Origin of the sequence: Rhodopseudomonas palustris BisB18 (assembly GCF_000013745.1) — a bacterium.
Classification (GTDB): Bacteria; Pseudomonadota; Alphaproteobacteria; order Rhizobiales; family Xanthobacteraceae; genus Rhodopseudomonas_A; species Rhodopseudomonas_A palustris_F.
Window position 1 is genome coordinate 4,072,966 of record NC_007925.1, and the last position, 19,352, is coordinate 4,092,317.

General features: G+C 64.2%; 19 protein-coding genes. 12 read left to right on the top strand and 7 right to left on the bottom strand.

Annotated features, from left to right (window positions below):
• The first annotated feature begins 131 nt into the window (after window positions 1-131).
• Complete coding sequence (locus tag RPC_RS18345) at window positions 132-1,280, top strand: hypothetical protein (protein WP_157043250.1); 1,149 nt, start codon at window positions 132-134, stop codon at window positions 1,278-1,280.
• A 56-nt stretch (window positions 1,281-1,336) separates the two neighbouring features.
• Here the strand turns inward: RPC_RS18345 and RPC_RS18350 are convergent, their stop codons facing one another.
• Window positions 1,337-2,749, bottom strand: coding sequence for a tyrosine-type recombinase/integrase (locus tag RPC_RS18350; RefSeq protein WP_011474075.1), 1,413 nt, complete (start codon window positions 2,747-2,749; stop codon window positions 1,337-1,339).
• A 552-nt stretch (window positions 2,750-3,301) separates the two neighbouring features.
• Between RPC_RS18350 and RPC_RS25160 the strand changes: the two genes are divergently transcribed.
• Window positions 3,302-3,565, top strand: coding sequence for a hypothetical protein (locus tag RPC_RS25160; RefSeq protein WP_011474076.1), 264 nt, complete (start codon window positions 3,302-3,304; stop codon window positions 3,563-3,565).
• Between the two features lie 61 nt (window positions 3,566-3,626).
• Here RPC_RS25160 and RPC_RS18360 read toward each other — a convergent pair whose 3' ends face one another.
• Window positions 3,627-4,007 carry a hypothetical protein gene (locus RPC_RS18360; protein ID WP_011474077.1) on the bottom strand — a complete coding sequence of 127 codons (381 nt, stop codon included), beginning with the start codon at window positions 4,005-4,007 and terminating at the stop codon, window positions 3,627-3,629.
• A 113-nt stretch (window positions 4,008-4,120) separates the two neighbouring features.
• Between RPC_RS18360 and RPC_RS18365 the strand changes: the two genes are divergently transcribed.
• Window positions 4,121-4,420 (top strand): GIY-YIG nuclease family protein, encoded by a 300-nt coding sequence (locus RPC_RS18365; RefSeq protein WP_041802058.1) that lies wholly within the window; start codon window positions 4,121-4,123, stop codon window positions 4,418-4,420.
• 60 nt (window positions 4,421-4,480) lie between these two features.
• Window positions 4,481-4,687 (top strand): hypothetical protein, encoded by a 207-nt coding sequence (locus RPC_RS18370; protein ID WP_011474079.1) that lies wholly within the window; start codon window positions 4,481-4,483, stop codon window positions 4,685-4,687.
• Between the two features lie 632 nt (window positions 4,688-5,319).
• Here RPC_RS18370 and RPC_RS18375 read toward each other — a convergent pair.
• The 4 genes from RPC_RS18375 to RPC_RS18390 all read right to left on the bottom strand — a co-directional run bounded on the left by RPC_RS18375 (window position 5,320) and on the right by RPC_RS18390 (window position 7,838).
• A complete protein-coding gene (locus RPC_RS18375) occupies window positions 5,320-5,580 on the bottom strand; it encodes a DUF3297 family protein (RefSeq protein WP_011474081.1) in 261 nt (86 codons plus the stop codon).
• Window positions 5,577-6,053, bottom strand: a complete 477-nt coding sequence (locus RPC_RS18380; RefSeq protein WP_011474082.1) for a glutathione peroxidase — start codon at window positions 6,051-6,053, stop codon at window positions 5,577-5,579. The genes RPC_RS18375 and RPC_RS18380 overlap by 4 nt, the downstream gene beginning before the upstream one ends.
• Before the next feature lie 27 nt (window positions 6,054-6,080).
• Window positions 6,081-7,481: an amidase family protein gene (locus RPC_RS18385; protein ID WP_011474083.1), complete on the bottom strand. Its 1,401-nt coding sequence runs from the start codon at window positions 7,479-7,481 to the stop codon at window positions 6,081-6,083.
• 99 nt (window positions 7,482-7,580) lie between these two features.
• Window positions 7,581-7,838: a DUF6894 family protein gene (locus RPC_RS18390; RefSeq protein ID WP_011474084.1), complete on the bottom strand. Its 258-nt coding sequence runs from the start codon at window positions 7,836-7,838 to the stop codon at window positions 7,581-7,583.
• 129 nt (window positions 7,839-7,967) lie between these two features.
• Here RPC_RS18390 and pip point away from each other — a divergent pair, with 129 nt between their 5' ends.
• From pip to RPC_RS18430, 8 genes are all read left to right on the top strand, one after another.
• Entirely contained in the window at window positions 7,968-8,960 is a 993-nt protein-coding gene (gene pip, locus RPC_RS18395) for a prolyl aminopeptidase (RefSeq protein ID WP_011474085.1), read from the top strand.
• Window positions 8,961-9,635 (top strand): DUF4286 family protein, encoded by a 675-nt coding sequence (locus RPC_RS18400; protein WP_011474086.1) that lies wholly within the window; start codon window positions 8,961-8,963, stop codon window positions 9,633-9,635.
• A gap of 194 nt (window positions 9,636-9,829) precedes the next feature.
• Entirely contained in the window at window positions 9,830-12,682 is a 2,853-nt protein-coding gene (locus RPC_RS18405) for a bifunctional transaldolase/phosoglucose isomerase (RefSeq protein WP_011474087.1), read from the top strand.
• 28 nt (window positions 12,683-12,710) lie between these two features.
• The gene (gnd, locus tag RPC_RS18410) at window positions 12,711-13,748 is read left to right on the top strand and encodes a phosphogluconate dehydrogenase (NAD(+)-dependent, decarboxylating) (protein WP_011474088.1); all 1,038 of its coding nucleotides are present in this window, start codon (window positions 12,711-12,713) and stop codon (window positions 13,746-13,748) included.
• Window positions 13,745-15,259, top strand: coding sequence for a glucose-6-phosphate dehydrogenase (gene zwf / locus RPC_RS18415; protein WP_011474089.1), 1,515 nt, complete (start codon window positions 13,745-13,747; stop codon window positions 15,257-15,259). Before gnd ends, zwf begins: the two co-directional genes overlap by 4 nt.
• 2 nt (window positions 15,260-15,261) lie before the next feature.
• Window positions 15,262-15,990 (top strand): 6-phosphogluconolactonase, encoded by a 729-nt coding sequence (gene pgl / locus RPC_RS18420; RefSeq protein WP_011474090.1) that lies wholly within the window; start codon window positions 15,262-15,264, stop codon window positions 15,988-15,990.
• Complete coding sequence (locus RPC_RS18425; protein ID WP_011474091.1) at window positions 15,983-16,525, top strand: gluconokinase; 543 nt, start codon at window positions 15,983-15,985, stop codon at window positions 16,523-16,525. The genes pgl and RPC_RS18425 overlap by 8 nt, the downstream gene beginning before the upstream one ends.
• Window positions 16,522-17,334, top strand: a complete 813-nt coding sequence (locus RPC_RS18430) for a Cof-type HAD-IIB family hydrolase (RefSeq protein ID WP_011474092.1) — start codon at window positions 16,522-16,524, stop codon at window positions 17,332-17,334. Before RPC_RS18425 ends, RPC_RS18430 begins: the two co-directional genes overlap by 4 nt.
• Window positions 17,335-17,548: 214 nt before the next feature.
• Here the strand turns inward: RPC_RS18430 and RPC_RS18435 are convergent, their stop codons facing one another.
• A complete protein-coding gene (locus tag RPC_RS18435) occupies window positions 17,549-19,351 on the bottom strand; it encodes a glycoside hydrolase family 15 protein (RefSeq protein WP_011474093.1) in 1,803 nt (600 codons plus the stop codon).
• Window position 19,352: the final 1 nt, after the last annotated feature.

Here is a 19,352-nt window from a genome sequence, read left to right on the forward strand (position 1 = left end):
ACGCAACAGTTTTCGGCTATTGGTAAATGCGCATAACGTGCGTATGTCGCGCCTCAATGGGGTCACACCAAAGATTTGGATTGAATGTGTTGCCAAGGCTACTGATAGACCGATTTTCGTTGTGTTGTGTCTTGCTCACAATTGCGACCCCCACGTACGGCGCGGAGAAGTTCGATTACGACATCAAATCGCCGATGGTATTTCTTGCTGGTTACAACGGCGGCAATTGCAATGGTTGCGAATGGATTATTGCCGAAGGAACGATTACTTCGGAAACACCCGCGCTGTTTAAAGCCTACCTAGAAAAGAAGAAGCCAAATCGCGGTGCATCCATTCAATTGAATTCTCCTGGCGGGAATCTGATAGCGGGGATTAAGCTTGGCGAACTGATCCGGTCTGCCGGGCTCATCACGTTGGTCGGAAAGACCGTAGGTGAGCGGGCGTCCTTCGATCGAGAAGCCATAAAAGATGAAGGCGAAGTAGCTCCCGAAAGCGCGAAGAGAGAGCCCATTTGTGCCTCTGCGTGCGTATATGCATTTGTAGGCGGTGAGACGCGGTTTGCCACTAAGGCAAAGATAGGAGTTCACCAGTTCTATGATGGCAAATCGGCTAGCGACCCTCTCGCAAAGACAGCGAGCTCCATTGATCGATCCGCAGATCAGCTGTTGGCTGGCCTCCTCCTCGAATATGTAATCAGGATGGGAATTGATCCAAAGCTTATCGCAATAGCGAGTTCAGTCCCTCCGTGGGGCGAAATGAAATGGCTTACGGACCAAGAACTTACCGAGTTGAAGATCGACAATTCGGAAGTATCATACACGCCCCTTTCTGTCGAACCTTTCGGGACGCAAGGTTCATTTGCGGAAACCAGGAGCAGATCAATCTACTATAGCTTCCACCACCGTATTTACTGCAAGGATCGACCAGACAGCGTTTATCTCGCCTTCAGTTTCGACGCAAAAGGTGGCAACGCTGATTATGTGAAGAGTATGTTTGAAGGAGTTCTATCAAGCTCATCGATTGAACTTGGCACCAGCAAAGGCGCACAGTTCTTTCCCTCCAAACTGTTTGGCGTAGTTGTTACAAAAGGGGAGCAACCAACGGTCCAAGCCTCTACCTTGGTCGTAGGAGCGACGATGGCAGACTTTCAAGCTGCTGATCGCGTCTCCATCAACAGCAACCTCTCTAAGCACGAGGGCAATATGGCGTTCTGGATGTCGTTTCCCATTAAGGGCGACCGCCGAAAGATTGGAATCGTAGCTCGATCCTGTGTTAAATGAAGAGACACGGTGGGTCGGTTGCGATAGCTGCTTCACCCGATACGCACCTCGAAACTTCATTTTGGCAATTCAACAGACTCGACGCAGTCCTTTTTCAGCTGCTTGAGTTGAGCGTTTGAATAGAGACCAAATGTAATTCCAACGTTGCCTTCATGGCCCATGATGTCGGCCACAATGTTTTCCCTGTGGCCAGCCTCCTCAGCCTTGGTGGCAAACCAGCGCCGGAAACTGTGAAAGTTTACTTTTGACCGACGTGCTCCCGGTCTCTTGTCGTCAACGCCCACCTTCTTACGGTAGTAGGCGAACCGCTTTGAGATCGCCATCGTGCGATTGTCATCCCAACCGGTGTTGGGAAAATCGGGGAATAAGTAGGACTTTACGTCGCGCGTTCCTGTAAGCTGCTCTACTAAAGGGTCCAGCGCTGAATGAATGGGAATAGTGCGAACACCGGCAGCGGTCTTACTGCGTGTGATCGAGAATAGGCCATCTTTACAGTCACCAACGCGAAGCTGTCCGATCTCCTCCAGACGCATTCCAGACAGTGCCCCGATCAGCATTACGTTCGACAGGTCCTTGTCGGCAGGCCCGACGAGAAGCTTGCGGATTTCATCGTCAGTGAAGGGCCTTTCGGGGCCGAGGGGGCCGTCTGGCGCGACCCTATGCGCTCTTGTCTTGGGCAGAGACTTTCGCATCCATGGATTCGGCTGCACGCCGAAGCTTCGATCTAGCCATTCCCAGTATTGCCGGAGCGCAGATAGCTTTTTGTTTGCGGTCTTGGGATGCGCCCCGGCCTTGACGAAGAAATCGTCTCGGAAGTTTGATGCGACGCGGTCGGTTATGCTCTCAATGAAGAAGCCCTGATCTGACTTCTCGCACCAAGACCTGAACTGCCCGATGGCCATGCGAGCATCTGCTTTAGTACGCTCGCCATACGTCGATGACGATAGCCAACGATCAACATAAATATCGGCCGGAGTTGCCTTGCCGGTGGCCAGCCGCGCAAAGTCAGTCGCCTGCCGGGAAGCGGGGGTTCCTTCATCGAAAGGGTCGTAGTCCTCGCGGGGCGCCCCGGCGGCAAGGTCTATCTCCTCGGCGCGGTCCGCGATTTCGTGCTTTAGTTCGTTTCGACGGGCGGCATCGGCCCGCACAAATTCCTCCCTGAAGGCCATCGCTTCAAGAAGCAGCGGGTCGCCGTCCTTCGAGGTAGAGGCTCGGCATTCGGCGATCTGGGTCTTCAGAGTGGCCAAGGCGTTCCAACGGGCCACGCGGGCCACCCGTAGGTCGTCCGTTTCGAGCGACTTCAGGAGCCGCTTTTTGCCCAGAACGCCCTGGAGTGTCCTTGGAACCTCAGCAACGACGTACCACGTCGTTCCGCCCCCCCTGGGCTGGGTCAGGTAACGGCGGTCTCCACCACCTCTTTCCGACCTTTGCGCAGATTTCAAGATGCTTGCCCCCAACGCCGCCCCCAACGGTTTGCCCCCAACGCAGGGAAGACATATGCCTTATTTTACAGTATATCCAGCGCAAAAAATGCGATTCTCTTAGGGTCCTAGTTCCCCAGCCAGCCCCGCCGCTTCCCGCACACCCTGATTCGCCCCGTCCGCACCGCAGCATTGCTGCACTGCAGGTTCGCATGAACTCGTCGGTCTTCACCGCGCAATTGCCGGGCGGCCTTGCTGGCTGATGCCGCGGCGTTGACGAACCCGATACGCCGGACTGGACATATTTTTGTTGATTATCAGTAAGTTGGACTGCTCCGGGCGGCGATGGGTGAGCCTTGGCGTCCATCCCACCGGCAAAGCCGAGCTTGTCCGCTCGTCGGCGATCACGACCTTCTCCACCCAATATTACCTATAACTGGCTCCGAGATTGATCTAGCGCATTGCGAAATGGTGCAGCGCACCTATCTGCTGTCCAACGAGTGTCATAGAAATCCAGGGAGCCAAACCAACTCCAAGAGGGCTCGTTTTGAGGCAATCGTTCTCAGTCGGACGGTTCCACGACCAAAAAGGACGAGCACGATGGCAAATTGCACCCGATGCGGCCACGCCACCACAACGATGGACGTCGAGCACATTGACGGCGTCTACGAGCTGTACTCCTGGAGCTGTTCCAGCTGTGACCACACCGTCCAAATGGCGATGGCATGCAGCGCCGTGGTCGAACTGCCGGACTATTGCCTTTTCATCGAGCCCGCCGACGTAGCGACGGCGACCGCGCCGTTGCGCGCGGTCGGATCCGATCAAGCGCCGCGCTACGCGCCGCGCCGGGTCGCCTCGGCCTGATCGATCGGCCTCCGCGGCGGCACTCCGCCGCTGCGGCTCGTTGCGACGCGAGGCGGCGGCGCTATTTGGCGCCGTCCTTGGTTGGCTCCGCGTTGGCGGGCGTCTTGCTCGGCTGGTCCTTCGCCGGCGCCGGAGTGGGCGCGGAGTCGGTCTTCTTCTGCGCCGCCTTCAATTCGTCGACCGTGCTCTGCAGGCCGACGAGGCTGGCCTTCAACGCCTCGATCTGCCGGTTCGCGGCATCCAGTTTCTGCTGCTGATCGCGGCCGAGCTTGCTGATCGTCTTGATCAGGAAATCGACATTGCTTTGCAGGCAGCTGGTGCGCCGCTCCATGGTTTTTTCAACCGTGCAGATCTCGATGCCCGGCACGTCCTGCGCGCGCGCGAGATCGGCGCCGAGTGTCAGCCCCAGCAGTCCCGTCATCACCCAGATCCGACCGATCATCGAAAGCCTCGCGCGCGCTGTTGCCCTTTAACCAAGCGGCCCCGCCCGCCGCTGTCAACGTCAATCGCCGCCGCCGATTGCCGCCCCCGCCATTCCGTGAAAGACTCGTGCGGATGGAAGACTGCTTCGTCTATGTGCTCGGCTGCGCCTGCGGCGACCGTTACCTGACCTATGTCGGATGGACGCTCGATCTCGACCGCCGCCTCGCCCAACACAATGCCGGCAGCGGCGCGCGGTCGACCCGCGGCCGCAGCTGGGTTCTGCTGCATGCCGAGCGCTACGCTTCGCGCAGCGAGGCGATGAGCCGCGAGTGGCATCTGAAACGCGACCGCGGCTTCCGCAAGCGGCTGGCGCAGGCGGCTGCCGGCAACATTCAAAAACCTCATTCCGGCGCTGAACTAACCTCTGTCTGATAGCCGCTGCGGCGGGGATGCAAGCACGTCGGCAACGATCGTTCGCAAGGAATAGCCAACATGGCAACGCGCGAGAGACGGCTGGGCGAGTTCAACGGCGATGGCGATCCCGGGCCCGAGCAACTGGTCGAGGTGCTGTGCGAAGACCACAGCGGCACCTATCAGCTGCCGTTTGCCTGCCGGATGATCGATGGCGAATGGCGCAACGCGCAATCCGACAGCGTGGTCGAAGCCACCGTGGTCGGTTGGCGGCTGCCGCGCCGCTGACGACGCCCAGGTGCTGCGACGTCCCGGAATGCGACGCGCTCACGCGGATCGTTAAGCTTTGGAACGGCCGCGGAACGAAACGCGGCCGAATCAGCCGGATTGCATTGTTCTTTGCGTTCACGGCTAGATCGCCAAAGATCCGCCGCGGCGTGGCACAACATCTAGAACGGCGGATCGGGCGAGCGCCACGGCGCGCGGCGCAACAACTAATCGCGGGTTAACGCGCCGCAGCGCTCGCCTGTGAGCACGATCGTCTCGGACGTCAGTCGGCGATTGATCGGGGCAGAACGGCCTCATCGCGCTGTCCCGGAATGCGACGCCGGCGGCTGGCCGCATTAAGCTTTGGAACGGCCGCGGAACGAAACGCGCCCGAATCAGTCGAACCGCGATGTTCTTTGCGTTCACCGCTAGATCGCGCAATGCCTGCGGCTGCTCGCCACAAGATGCGGGCTTCGCAGCGCGCTCGACGCCGGGACGTTCCGCGTCCGCGGTCAGCAAAGGTTAATTCGCCATTTCGAGCCGAGGACGGCGCGCAGCGCCGGCGGCACAGCGAAGCAATCCCGGGGCTGCGCGTGCGGCCCTGGATTGCTAGACGAGCCGAGAGGGCGAGCGATTGTTAAGTCAAGCGTCGCCTACTCGCCCTTGCTGCGCAGATACGGCTCGACCGGACCGCTGACCTTGATGGTCAACGGATTGCCGAAGCGGTCCTTGGCGGTGCCGGCGGTGACCCGGATCCAGCCCTCGCTGACGCAATACTCCGCGACGTTGGTCTTCTCGGCGCCCTTGAACCGGATGCCGACATCGAGCGCGAGAATCTCTTCGTTATAGAACGGGCTCTTCGGATCGTTGGAGAGCCGGTCGGGCAGTTCGGTCGTCGTCGGGTCTTTGGTCACAGCAGCGCCTCGATTTCCTTGGTGAGCGATTGCGGCGTCGTGGTGGGCGCGTGCCGCGCCACCACGCGGCCGGTGCGGTCGACCAGGAATTTGGTGAAATTCCATTTGATCGCCGCACCCAGCAGGCCGGATTTTTCGGCTTTCAGATACCGAAACAACGGATGGGCGTCGCTGCCATTGACCTCGACCTTGTCGAACATCGGAAAGCTGACGCCGTAATTCTTCTGGCAGAATTGCCCGATCGCAGCCGCGTCGCCGGGCTCCTGATGGCCGAACTGATTACACGGAAACCCCAGCACGGCAAAGCCGCGCCCGCCATAGGCTTGCTGCAGTTCCTCCAGCCCCTTGTATTGCGGGGTGAATCCGCAGGCGCTGGCGGTGTTGACGATCAACAGCACCTTGCCCTCGAACTGCTGCAGCGGCAGCTGTTGTCCGGCGAGCGTCTTGGCGGAAAAATCATAGACGGAGGTCATGGCGAGCTTATCCGGCTTCGTGATGATTCAGGCAACAGGATCGATCGGCGACGCCGGCACCCCGCCGGCCTCGATCGCCTCGCCGGCGGCAAGGCAGAGATCCTCGCGGTAGCGCCCGGCGACCAATTGCACGCCGACCGGGATGCGGCCGACCAGCCCGGTCGACACCGTCAGCGCCGGCAGGCCGACGAAGGGGATCGCAATCTGCGGCATCTGCGCCCGCCACACCCGCTTGAACGAGGCGTCGTCGCGCAGGTCGAGCTGGTCGGCAAACGGCAATTCGCCGGACACCGGCATCAGCACCACGGCCCAGTCGGCGAAAAACATCTGCCATTGCCGGGTCAGCGTGGCGCGCCGGGTCAGCAGACCGGAGAACGCGGCAAGGTCGATGCCCTGGGCTTGCTCGCGATTGCCGCGCAGGCAGGCCAAGGCGCCGGGGTCGCCCTCGCGCTCCGCCAAAGCCAGCATCGCCTCATAGCCGTCGGCGAGCCACAGCCGGGTCTGCAATTCGGCGGCCTCACGCAGCGGCGGAATGGCGTCGCGCTCTTCGACCTGCCAGCCGGCGCGCTGCAGCCGCTCGCCGGCATCGCGCAACGCGGCCTCGATTTCGGGCGCGATCTTGAGCCCATCGGGGCGCAGGCAGAGCAGAACGCGCTTTGCCACCGCGGGCCCCTCGAGCGGCGCCGGCACATGCCACGGATCGCGCGGATCGGGCTGCGTCATCGCGGCGAACGCGATCCGAATATCGCCGATGCTGCGCGCCAACGGCCCGGACACCGCGGTGATCTGCGGCCCGATCGAGCGCTCCGGCGAGGACGCGTTCCAGGCCGGTATCCGGCCGAGGGTCGGGCGCAAACCGTGCACGCCGCAGGCATAGGCCGGATAGCGGATCGAGCCGGCGATGTCGGTGCCGTGGGCGATGTGGCCGATGCCGGCGGCGACCGCGGCGGCCGCGCCGCCCGACGAGCCGCCCGGCGTCAGCCCCGGATCGCGCGGGTTCTTGGTGGCGCCGTGGATGAGATTGCTGGTGAACCAGCGATAGGAAAACGCCGGCGTATTGGTGCGGCCGAGAATCACCGCGCCCGCCTTGCGCAGATTGGCCACCACCGGACTGTCGACTTTGGCGATCAACTCGCGCTGCAAGGTCACCCCGTTGGTGGTGGCGAAGCCTTGCTGGTCGACGTTGACCTTGACGGTGACTGGCACGCCGGCGAGCGGCCCGGGATCATCGCCGCGGGCCAAGGCGGCGTCGATCGCCGAAGCCTCTGCCAACACCTCGTCGGGGCGGTGATCGACCACGGCGTTGAGCGCCGGGTTGACCGCCTCGAGCCGCGAAAGCGCGGCCTCAGCGGCCTGCTTCGCCGAAATCTTGCGCTCGCGGATCAGCCCGGCGAGATCGGCCGCCGACAGTCGCCAGATAGCCTGCATCAACGCTCTCCGCTGGTGTCCGCAACTATGGCAGCCGCTTAGCCATTGCCCAACCGGATTTTGCCGGCCCCGTCGTCGGCCAGCGAATATCGCATGGTGTCAATGGGTTGTCGGGGACGCCTGATGGATATCGAGAATTGCCTCGCTGAACGGAAACTCCAGCACGATCTCGCCGTCCTCGTCGGTCACTTCAAGGCTCGCCTGCAACAGGCTGGGCTGACTGCCTTCGGCTTTGAGGATCTGGCGGATCGTGGTGCGCGCGACTTCCCAGGCTTGGTCCGGGTTGCGCAGCGTTTCGCCTTCCGGGTCGAGGATCAACTCGTTTCCGATGCGGGTGTTGAAATAATAGCGTGGCATGAGCGGGTTCCAGTTGGGCTGTCTTCCAAGGTGAGAAGTCCGCACGCGTTCCGCAACCCTCCGCAGGCTCAATCGCCCCCCATGGAAACGCGGCTCGCAAAGTTGCTGCTTTCGCGGTAACCAAGCCGGATGGAAGCGGAAGCTGCGGCTCAACCCGGCAAAGCCACCGAACGCCCCGCGCCGCTGTCGGCGCAATGGTGGCCCGCGGGCCAAGGTCACGAGATCTACGTCGAATCCGTCGGCCGCGCCGACGGCACCCCCGCGGTCTATCTGCATGGTGGTCCCGGCGGCGGCTGCCAGCCGGATCACCGCCGGCTGTTCTCTGCCGAGCGGTTTCACGCGGTGCTGTTCGATCAGCGCGGCGCCGGCCGCAGCCGGCCGAAGGCCAGCCGCGATGCCAACACCCTCGCCCTTTTGATCGCCGACATCGAGCTGATCCGCGAGCGGTTCGGCTTCGAACGTTGGATGGTGGTCGGCGGTTCGTGGGGCGCCACGCTGGCGCTGGCCTATGCGCAGGCCTATCCGCAGCGGGTCAACGGATTGGTGCTGCGCGCCACCTTCCTCGGCAGCCGCGACGAACTCGACGCGGCGTTCCTCGGCGCGTTGCCGCGGTTCTATCCCGGCCTCAACGAGGACTTCCTCAGCCTGCTGAGCACGGAGGAACGAAAGCTGCCGCTTGCCGCCTATTGGCGCCGCATCCTCGATCCCGATCCGGCAATTCATGGGCCGGCCGCCCGCGCCTGGCACGACACCGAACGGATCCTGTCCGAGCACGTGCCGGGCCGCAGCCGGCTCGATCTGGGGTCGCTGAGCGGCGCGCGACCGCTGCCGAGCACGCCGTTCATGGAAGCGCATTATTTCAGCAACGACTGTTTCCTGCGGCCGAACCAGTTGCTCGACGGTGCCGCGCGGCTGGCCGGCATCCCCGGCATCATCGTGCAGGGCCGCTACGACCTGTTGTGCCCGCCATCGTCGTCCGACGCGCTGGCGGCCCGCTGGCCCGAGGCCGAAGTCCGTGTCGTCGAAGGCGCCGGCCACTCGCTGTACGATCCGGGCGTTCGCGACGCGGTGAGCCAGGCGATCGCCGACCTTCAAATTAGAACCAGCAAATCGGAAAGTTGAATGCCCCTCGCCGGCCAAGGCATGCTGCTCACCTCGATGGACGTCGATTCCTCCGACGAGGCCGATTTCAACACCTGGTATGACCGCGAACATCTGATCGAGCGGGTGGCGATCGAAGGCTTCCTCGAAGCCCGGCGCTATGTCGCGCACGCCGCGAGCCCAAAGTATCTTTCGCTGTATTCGACCCGCAGCTTCGAGGTGCTGAGCAGCGCGGCCTACCGGCACGCGTTGGCCAACCAGACCGCGTGGTCGCGGCAGAACATCGCGCGGTTTCGCAACATGATCCGCGGCGTGGCACGCATCACCGCGAGCCGCGGCCAGGGCCGCGGCGCGGTGCTCGGGCTGCTCCGGATTCGTCCCAAGGCCGGTGCGGAGACCGCGCTGCGCGACGCCGTTGTCGCGCGGTTCGTGCCCGAGCAGCAGGACGGCATTCTGTCGATGCACCTGATCGAGAACGATCCAGCGCTGTCGAAGCCGCTCACCACCGATTCGTCTGCGAGCGGCGCCGCGGACTGGTTCGTGCTGGTCGACGGCAGCACGGTGCAGGCCGTCGAGGCCGCGATCAACGGCCGGTTCGATGATGCCGTTCGATCGACCTCGTGCGAACTGATCGCGAGCGGGATCTATCGCCTGTTGTGGGACCTGACCAAAGACGATCTGGCAGCGGCCGGTTAGTCGGCGGTGTCATTCAAGTGATCAAGATCACGCGATACGGATAGCTGCCCCGCTGGAACCGATGGCCGCTTTGGACGTAAAGTGGGGGCGGCATTACGGTTGGCTGCCGAACGTTCGATTGACAAAGCTCGGTATCGCGCCAGAAAAGGAACCCGAAGCGGCCCCCCGCAAAAAACCAACAGAATCAAGGCATCATGAACCCCGTCAAAGCGCTCGAACAACACGGCCAAGCTGTCTGGCTGGATTTCCTCGCCCGCGGCTTTATCGCCAAAGGCGACCTCAAGAAGCTGATCGACGTCGACGGGGTGAAAGGCGTCACCTCGAATCCGTCGATTTTCGAAAAGGCGATCGGCAGTTCGGACGAATATGACGGCGCGATCGGCAGCGCCCTGAACGGCGGCGACCGCCCGGTGATCGACCTTTACGAAGCGCTCGCGGTCGAAGACATCCAGCACGCCGCCGATGTGCTGCGTCCGGTGTATGACAAGTACGACGGCAATGACGGCTATGTCAGCCTCGAAGTCTCGCCCTATCTCGCGCTCGACACCAAGGCCACCATCGCCGAGGCCGAACGGCTGTGGAAGCAGGTCGGCCGCAGCAATCTGATGGTCAAGGTGCCGGCCACGCCGGAAGGAATACCGGCGATCAAGCATTTGATCTCCAAGGGCATCAGCATCAACGTCACGCTATTGTTCGCGCAGCAGGTGTATATCGACGTCGCCGAAGCCTATCTCGAAGGCCTCGAAGCCTATGTCGCCGGCGGCGGCGACCCGTCGCATATCGGCAGCGTCGCCAGCTTCTTCGTCAGCCGGATCGACAGCGCGGTCGACAAGCAGCTCGACGACAAGATCGCCAAGGCCAACGACCCGACCGAGAAGGCGCGGCTCGCCGCCTTGCAGGGCAAGGTCGCGATCGCCAACGCCAAGCTCGCCTACCAGCATTACAAGCGGCTGTTCGCCGGCGAACGTTGGGGCAAACTGAAGGCAGCCGGCGCCAAGCCGCAGCGGCTGCTGTGGGCCTCCACCGGCACCAAGAACAAGGCCTATCGCGACGTGGTTTACGTCGAAGAACTGATCGGGCCGAACACCGTCAACACCGTGCCGCCGGCGACGCTGGATGCGTTCCGCGATCACGGCGTGCCGCGCGACAGCCTGGAGGAGAACATCGACGACGCCAAGCAGGTGCTCGCCGATCTGGACGCCGCCGGCATCTCGCTGGACGACATCGCCAAGCAATTGGTCAAGGAGGGCGTGCAGCTGTTCGCCGATGCCGCCGACAAACTGCTCGGCGCGGTTGCGCATAAGCGCGAGACCGTGCTGGCGCAGCGCATCGATCAGCAGACGCTGGCGCTCGGCACCACGCTCGCCAAGTCGGTCGCCGACAGCAGCGAAGAATGGCGCGCCGCCGGCAAGATCCGCAGGCTGTGGGAGGGCGACGCTTCGGTGTGGAGCAACACCGACGAAGCCAAATGGCTCGGCTGGCTCCATAGCGCCGCGGCGGAAAAAACCAAGCTCGCCGACTATCAGGACTTCGCCGCTTGGGTGAAGCGCGAGGGCTTCACCGACGCGGTGGTGCTCGGCATGGGCGGCTCCAGCCTCGGCCCCGAAGTGCTGGCGGAAACCTTCGGTCAGACGCCAGGCTTTCCGAAACTGCACGTGCTGGATTCCACCGACCCCGCGCAGGTCCGCGCCACCCGCGACGCGGTGAACCTGACCTCCACGCTGTTCATCGTCTCCAGCAAATCCGGCGGCACCACCGAACCCAACGTGATGAAGGCGTACTTCTTCGCGCAGGTCAGCGCGATGCTCGGCGCCGACAAGGCGGCCGCGCACTTCGTCGCCGTCACCGATCCCGGCTCGTCGCTGGAAAAGCTCGCCAAAGAGCAGGGCTTCGCCCGGATCTTCCACGGCGATCCAACGATCGGCGGGCGCTATTCGGTGCTGTCGCCGTTCGGCCTGGTGCCGGCTGCTGCCGCCGGCATCGATGTGGCGAAGTTTCTCGACTCCGCGTTGGCGATGGTGCGCTCCTGCGGCGCCGACGTGCCGCCGCAGCAGAATCCCGGCGTGCAACTCGGCCTCGCGCTCGGCCTGGCCGGGCAAGCCGGCCGCGACAAGGTCACTATTCTGTCGTCGAAAGCAGTCGCCGATTTCGGCGCCTGGGCCGAGCAACTGATCGCCGAATCCACCGGCAAGGACGGCAAGGGCCTGATCCCGATCGACGGCGAAACGCTGGGCGATGTCTCCGCCTACGGCAATGATCGCTTCTTCATCGATCTGCGCACCGAGGCCGAAACCGACGCCGCGCATGACGCCAAGCTCCAAGCGCTCGAACAGGCCGGCCATCCGGTGGCGCGCATCGTGCTGACCTCCGCCGATCAGATCGCCCAGGAATTCTTCCGCTTCGAAATCGCCACCGCGGTGGCGGGTGCGGTGCTCGGCATCAATCCGTTCAACCAGCCCGACGTCGAGGCCGCCAAGATCAAGACCCGCGAATTGATCGAAGCCTTCGAGAAGGCCGGTTCGCTGCCGGCGGAAAAGCCGGCGATCTCCACCGCGGAGGCCGACCTCTACACCGACGACAAGAACGAGGCGACGCTGCGCAAGGCGGGCGCCGACGGCGATCTGGCATCCTGGCTGAAGGCGCATTTCGCCCGCGCCGGCGCCGGCGACTACGTGGCGCTGCTGGCCTATATCGCCCGCAATCCCGATCATATCGACACGCTGCAGCACATCCGGCTCGCGGTGCGCGATCGCCGCCACGTCGCGACCTGCGCCGAATTCGGCCCGCGCTTCCTGCACTCCACCGGCCAAGCCTACAAGGGCGGGCCGGATAGCGGCGTGTTCCTGCAGATCACCGCCGACGATGCGCACGACCTCGCGGTGCCGGGTCAAAAGGCCAGCTTCGGCGTGATCAAGGCGGCGCAGGCGCGGGGCGACTTCAACGTGCTGACCGAACGCCGGCGGCGCGCCTTGCGCGTGCATCTGAAGGGCGATCTCGCCTCCGGTCTGAAGATGCTCGACGACGCGATTAGCAAAGCGATCAACTAGAAAATATCAACCAACCAACGAGGACTCTATGCAGCTTGGCATGATCGGCCTGGGGCGGATGGGCGGAAATATCGTCCGCCGCCTCATGAACAACGGGCATCATGCCGTGGTGTACGACAAGGACCCCAGCGCCGTCGCGGCGCTGGTCGGCGAAGGCGCCATCGGCGCGGCCTCGCTGCAAGAACTGGTCGCCAAACTGCAGAAGCCGCGCGCCGTCTGGGTGATGCTGCCGGCCGGCCCGATCACCGAAACCACCATCGAGACGCTGCACAAGTTGCTCGATCCCGACGACGTGGTGATCGACGGCGGCAACACCTTTTGGCAGGACGACATCCGCCGCGCCAAGGCGCTGCGCGAACGCCAGATCCATTATGTCGACGTCGGCACCAGCGGCGGCGTCTGGGGCATCGACCGCGGCTACTGCATGATGATCGGCGGCGACAAGAAGGTCGTCGATCGGCTCGATCCGATCTTCGCGACGCTGGCGCCGGGCATCGGCGACATCCCGCGCACGCCGGGGCGCGACGGCCGCGACGCCCGCGTCGAGCAGGGCTACATGCATACTGGTCCCGTGGGCGCCGGGCATTTCGTCAAGATGATCCACAACGGCATCGAATACGGACTGATGCAGGCCTATGCCGAGGGCTTCGACATTCTGAAAAACGCCAATGGCGCCGCGCTGCCGAGCGAACATCGCTTCGATCTCGACATCGCCGACATCGCCGAAGTCTGGCGGCGCGGCAGCGTGATCCCGTCCTGGCTGCTCGACCTCACCGCCTCGGCACTCGCCGACAATCATACGCTGGATAACTACTCCGGCTTCGTCGAAGATTCCGGCGAAGGCCGCTGGACCATCAATGCGGCGATCGACGAAGCGGTGCCCGCCGAGGTACTGACCGCGGCCTTGTTCGCGCGTTTCCGTTCGCGCCAGCAACACACTTTCTCCGAGAAGATTCTCTCCGCAATGCGCGCCGGCTTCGGTGGTCATAAGGAGCCGCAGCAGCACCCCGACCCGGTGCGGCAGTCGGGCCCCAAGATCCTGAAACCGGAGGCGGAGCGCTCGTGACCACACAAACCGATCCCACATTGCCCGAAGGCTGCGCCTTCGTGATCTTCGGCGTCACCGGCGACCTCACCCATCGGCTGGTGATCCCGGCGCTGTACAATCTCGCCGAAGCCAACCTGTTGCCGGAAAAATTCTGCGTCGTCGGCATCACCCGCAAGGAAATGTCGAGCGACGATCTGCGCGCCAGCCTGATGAAGGGTTTGCACGACTTCGCGACGCGGCAGGTCGACCAGGCGGTCGCCGAGCGGTTGTTATATTGCGTCACCGCGGTCAGCGCCGATCCCGAGGACCCGGGATCGTTCGACAAACTGCGCGAGCGTCTGGAAAAACTCGAAGCCGACCGCAACACCGGCGGCAACCGGCTGTTCTATCTGGCGACGCCGCCCGACGCGTTCGCGCCGATCAGCCGCGAACTCGGCCGCACCGGCCTTTTGCATGAAGATCCCGGCGGCGCCTGGCGGCGCCTGGTGGTCGAGAAGCCGTTCGGCACTGATCTGGCGAGCGCCAAGGCGCTGAATGCCGAACTGTTGAAGATCGTGCCGGAGCACGAGCTTTATCGGATCGATCATTATCTCGGCAAGGAGACCGTGCAGAACATTCTGGTGCTGCGCTTTGCCAACGGCATGTTCGAGCCGATCTGGAACCGGGACCATATCGAGCACGTGCAGATCACCGTCGAGGAAAAGCTCGGCGTCGCGCATCGCGGCAGCTTCTACGACGCCACCGGCGCGCTGCGCGACATGGTGCCGAACCATCTGTTCCAGCTGTTGTCGCTGGTGGCGATGGAGCCGCCGGCGCATTTCAACGCCCACGCGGTGCGCTCGGCCAAGGCCGACGTGCTGGCGGCGATCCAGATCCAGAGCGAAGACGAGGCGTTGAAGAATTCGGTGCGCGGGCAATACGTCTCCGGCCGCGTCGGCGACACCGAAGTGATCGACTATCGCAGCGTCAAAGACGTCGACCCCGACAGCACCACGGAAACCTACGCCGCGCTGAAGCTGACCATCGACAATTGGCGCTGGGCCGGCGTGCCGTTCTATCTGCGCACCGGCAAGGCGCTCGGCGCCAAGCGCACCGAGGTGGCGATCAAGTTCAAGCAGGCGCCGTTCGCCATGTTCCGCTGCACCCCGGTGCAGGAATTGTCGCAGAACTATCTGGTGATCGGCATCGAGCCGGTCGAGGGCATCTCGCTGCAGTTCAACTCCAAGATCCCCGGCCCGACCATCGCCATCGACGGCGTGCAGATGACCTTCGAATACAAGGATTATTTCAAAGTCGCACCGTCGACCGGCTACGAGACGCTGATCCATGACTGCATGATCGGCGACAACATCCTGTTCCAACGCGCCGACGCCATCGAAGCCGGCTGGGCGGTGGTGCAGCCGTTCCTCGACGCCTGGGCCAAGGCCGGCGGCAAGGGACTGCAGGTCTATCGCGCCGGCAGCGCCGGCCCCGACCGCGCCGAGACGCTGCTGACCCGGGACGGCCGCAATTGGCGCGAGCCGGGTTGAGCATGGCTGTTCGCCGCGACGTCGTCGCCGATCCCGAGGAGCTCGCCAAAACCGCGGCGCAGCGGCTATTGGCACGAATCGACGCACAGCGTGAGCGCATCGCGGTCTGCCTGACCGGCGGCTCCGGCCCGAAGCGGCTGTTCGAACTGCTGGCCGGTGAATTCGCGACGCGGATTCCCTGGTCGCGGGTGCATTGGTTCATCGGCGACGAGCGCTTCGTGCCGCTGGACGATGAGTTGAGCAACATGGGCACGGCGCGGCGGATGCTGCTCGACGGCCGCGCGCCGGCGGAAAATATCCACGGCATTCCGACCGAGCTCGCGACGCTCGACGACGCCGCGCTCACCTATCAGCGCACCCTGCAGGCGTTCTACGGCGCCGATCAGCTCGACCCGGCCCGGCCGTTGTTCGACCTGGTGCTGATGGGCCTCGGCCCCGACGGCCACACCGCCTCGCTGTTTCCCGACTCGCCGGCGTCGGCCGAACAGCAGCGCTGGGTGGTCGGCGTCGAGACCGCGCATGTCAGCCCCTTCGTGCCGCGGGTCACGCTGACGCTGCCGACGCTTGCGTCGTGTCGCGAGATGCTGTTTCTGGTCGGCGGCGCCGAAAAGCGCGCCGTGCTGTCGCGCGTGCTGGCCGGCGAGGACCTGCCGGCGACGCGGGCGCATTCCCTGAGCGAAACGGTCTGGCTGATCGATCGCGCGGCGCGGCCGGAGGAGTTCGATGCTTGATGAGGCGCACGCGATGCCGCGCGTGCTGATCGTGATGGGCGTCTCCGGCGCCGGCAAAAGCACGATTGCCGAAGCGCTGGCGCGGCGGCTGGGCTGGCGCTTCGCCGACGCCGATGGCTTTCACCCCGCCGCCAACGTCGCGAAAATGAGCGCCGGCCATCCGTTGACCGATGACGACCGCTGGCCGTGGCTGCAAGCCATTGCCGACGAGATCGATCGCGTCGCCGCCGCCGGCGATCATGCGGTGATCGCCTGCTCGGCGCTGAAACGCGCCTATCGGGAGGTTTTGGTCCATGGCCGCGGCGACGTGCGGCTGGTCTATCTTGACGGCGACCGCGCGTTGATCGCCGCGCGCATGGCGGCGCGGCAGCATCACTTCATGCCGCCGGGATTGTTGGACAGCCAGTTCGGCACGCTGGAAGTGCCGCATGCCGACGAGCAGCCAATCGTGGTGGCGATCGACCGTCCGGTCGAGGCGATCGTCGCCGACATCCTGGCACGCCTGCCGGCAGAGAAAAGGAATTGTGTTGAATGAGCCGCATCGCTCTCGTCATCTCCGACGTCGACGGCACCTTGGTGACCAAGGACAAGCGGCTGACCGAGGCCGCGCAGAAAGCGGTCGCGCGACTGCGCGGCGCCGGCATCGGCTTCACCGTGACCAGCAGCCGGCCGCCGGTCGGGATGCGGATGTTGGTCGACCCGCTCGGCCTCGACCTGCCGATGGGGCCGTTCAACGGCTCCTCGATCGTCGATCCGCAATTCGCCGTGCTGGAGCAGCATCGGATTCCGGCGACGGCGGCCGCGATCAGCCTCAAGGTGCTCGCCGAGTTCGCGATCGACGCCTGGCTGTTCACCACCGATCACTGGTTCGTCGATCGGCTGGACGGCGACTACGTCGCGCATGAGCAAGGCACCATCCAGGCCGATCCGACCGCGGTCGACGATTTTTCGCCGTATCTCGACCAGGCCTGCAAGATCGTCGGCTCCACCACCGACGCAGCCTTGCTGGCGCGTTGCGAGCAGGCGATGCAACAGGCGCTCGGCACGCAAGCCTTGGCGGTGCGCTCGCAGAGCTACTATCTCGACATCACCCCGCCCGGCCAGGACAAGGGCAGCTTCGTCCGCGCGATGGCGCGGCGGCTCGGCATCACCACCGATGCCATCGCCACCATCGGCGACATGCAGAACGATCTGGCGATGTTCAAGACCAGCGGGCTGCCGATCGCGATGGGCAACGCCACCCCTGACGTGCAACGCCAGGCCCGCCACGTCACCGCCTCGAACGAGGACGACGGTTTTGCCGCGGCGGTCGAGTTCATCCTGAAGCAGCAGGCCGCGAGCTGAGAAGGCGGAATCGGGACGAACGGCTCGTCTTCCACGCCAGCTCCGTCTCGTTCAGCGTCTCCCTCTCCGCGTCATGGCCGCGCTCGTCGCGGCCATCCACGCCCACAAGCAAAGCCCTGACGGTTTCCGTGGATGGCCGGGACAAGCCCGGCCATGACGGGTTTGGCTCAGCACAAACATCGCCAACGCTTAGTCCGCGTTAACGCGGCGCGCGTTACTTCGCGCGCTGCGTCACCGGCTTGTCGGCGGGCTGCTGCACGGCCGACAGATTCTGCGCGGTGTTGATCAGCGCGATGTGGGTCAGCGCCTGCGGGAAATTGCCGGTCTGCCGCTTGGCTTCGGAATCATATTCTTCGGCGAGCAAGCCGACATCGTTGGCCACCGCGGCGACGCGGTCGAACAGCGCCTTCGCCTTGCCGATTTCGCCGGCCAGCAGATAGGCGTCGGCCAGCCACAGGCTGCAGGCCAGGAACGCACCCTCGATCGGCTGCTTTTCATCCGTCACCTCGCGCGGATCGTGGCGCAGCACGAAGCCGTCGCGCATCAGATGCCGCTCGATCGCTTTGAGCGTGCCCTGCACCCGCGGATCCGACGCCGGCAGGAAACCGACCGAGGGCAACAGCAGGATCGACGCGTCCAGCATCTTGGCGCCGTAGGACACCACGAAGCAGTTCTGCTCTTTGTCGAAGCCGTTGGCGCAGATGTCGCGATGGATCTCGTCGCGTAGCGCCCGCCATTGCGCGAGCGGTCCGTCGAGGCCGAACATTTCCGCGCTCTTGATGCCGCGGTCGAACGCCACCCAGGTCATCACCTTTGAGGAGACGTAGTGCCGGCCGGGGCCGCGGAGCTCCCAGATGCCGCTATCGGGCTCGTTCCAGATCTTCGCAAGATGCTCCAGCACAGCGCATTCCAGCGACCACGACTCGCCATCGAGCATGATGTCCGCCACCCGCCACTGATGGAACGCGTCGATCAGCTCGCCATAGACGTCGAGCTGCAATTGCGCGTGCGCGGCGTTGCCGATCCGCACCGGCGCAGCGCCCTCATAGCCCGGCAGCCAGTCGGCCTGCCATTCCAGCAGCCGGCGCTGCCCCATGATGCCGTACATGATCTGCATGTCGGCCGGCGCGCCGGCCACCGCGCGCAACAGCCAATTGTGCCAGGCCGAGGCCTCCTCGGTGTAGCCGGAATTGATCAGCGCCAGCAGCGTGAAGGTGGCGTCGCGCAGCCAGCAATAGCGATAGTCCCAATTGCGGGCGCCGCCGAGTTTCTCCGGCAGCGAAGTGGTGGGGGCCGCGACGATGCCGCCGCTCGGCGCGAAGGTCAGCGCCTTCAGCGTGATCAAGGAGCGCATCACCAGGTCGCGGTCGCCGCCGTGATAGGTGCAGCGGCCCGACCACTCCGCCCAGAATTGTTCGGTGTCGGCGAGCGCCTGCTCGGCGTCGATCGGTTCCGGCACCGCCAAATGCGACGCCGCATAGGCCAGCACGAACGATGCGGTCTCGCCGGCCGCGACCTCGAACTCCGACACCGTGGTCATGGCCTCGCCGTGGGTCTCGACCGAGCTGCGCAGCACCGCCATGTCGGGACCGCAGATCGCCAGCAGCGCGCCGCCGTCGGTGCGTTTCACCCATGGAATGTTGACGCCGAAGCCGAAGCGGATCACCAGCTCCATGCGCAGCTTCACGCGGCCCTGCTCGCCGCGTACCAAGCGCACGACGTCGGACGCGCTGCCGCGCGGCGGCATGAAGTCGATCAGGGTGACAACGCCGGTCGCGGTCTGCAGCCGGGTTTCCAGGATCAGCGTGTCGCCACGGTAGCGCCGCGAGCTGGCGGTGATCGCGTCGGCCGGTGCGATCTGCCAGCGGCCGTGCTGATTGCTGCCGAGCAACGCGGCAAAGCAGGCCTCCGAATCGAACGACGGCCAGCACAGCCAGTCGATCGAGCCATCGCGGCCGACCAAGGCTGCGGTTTCGCAATCGCCGATCAGTGCATAATCTTCGATTCGTGCAGGCAAA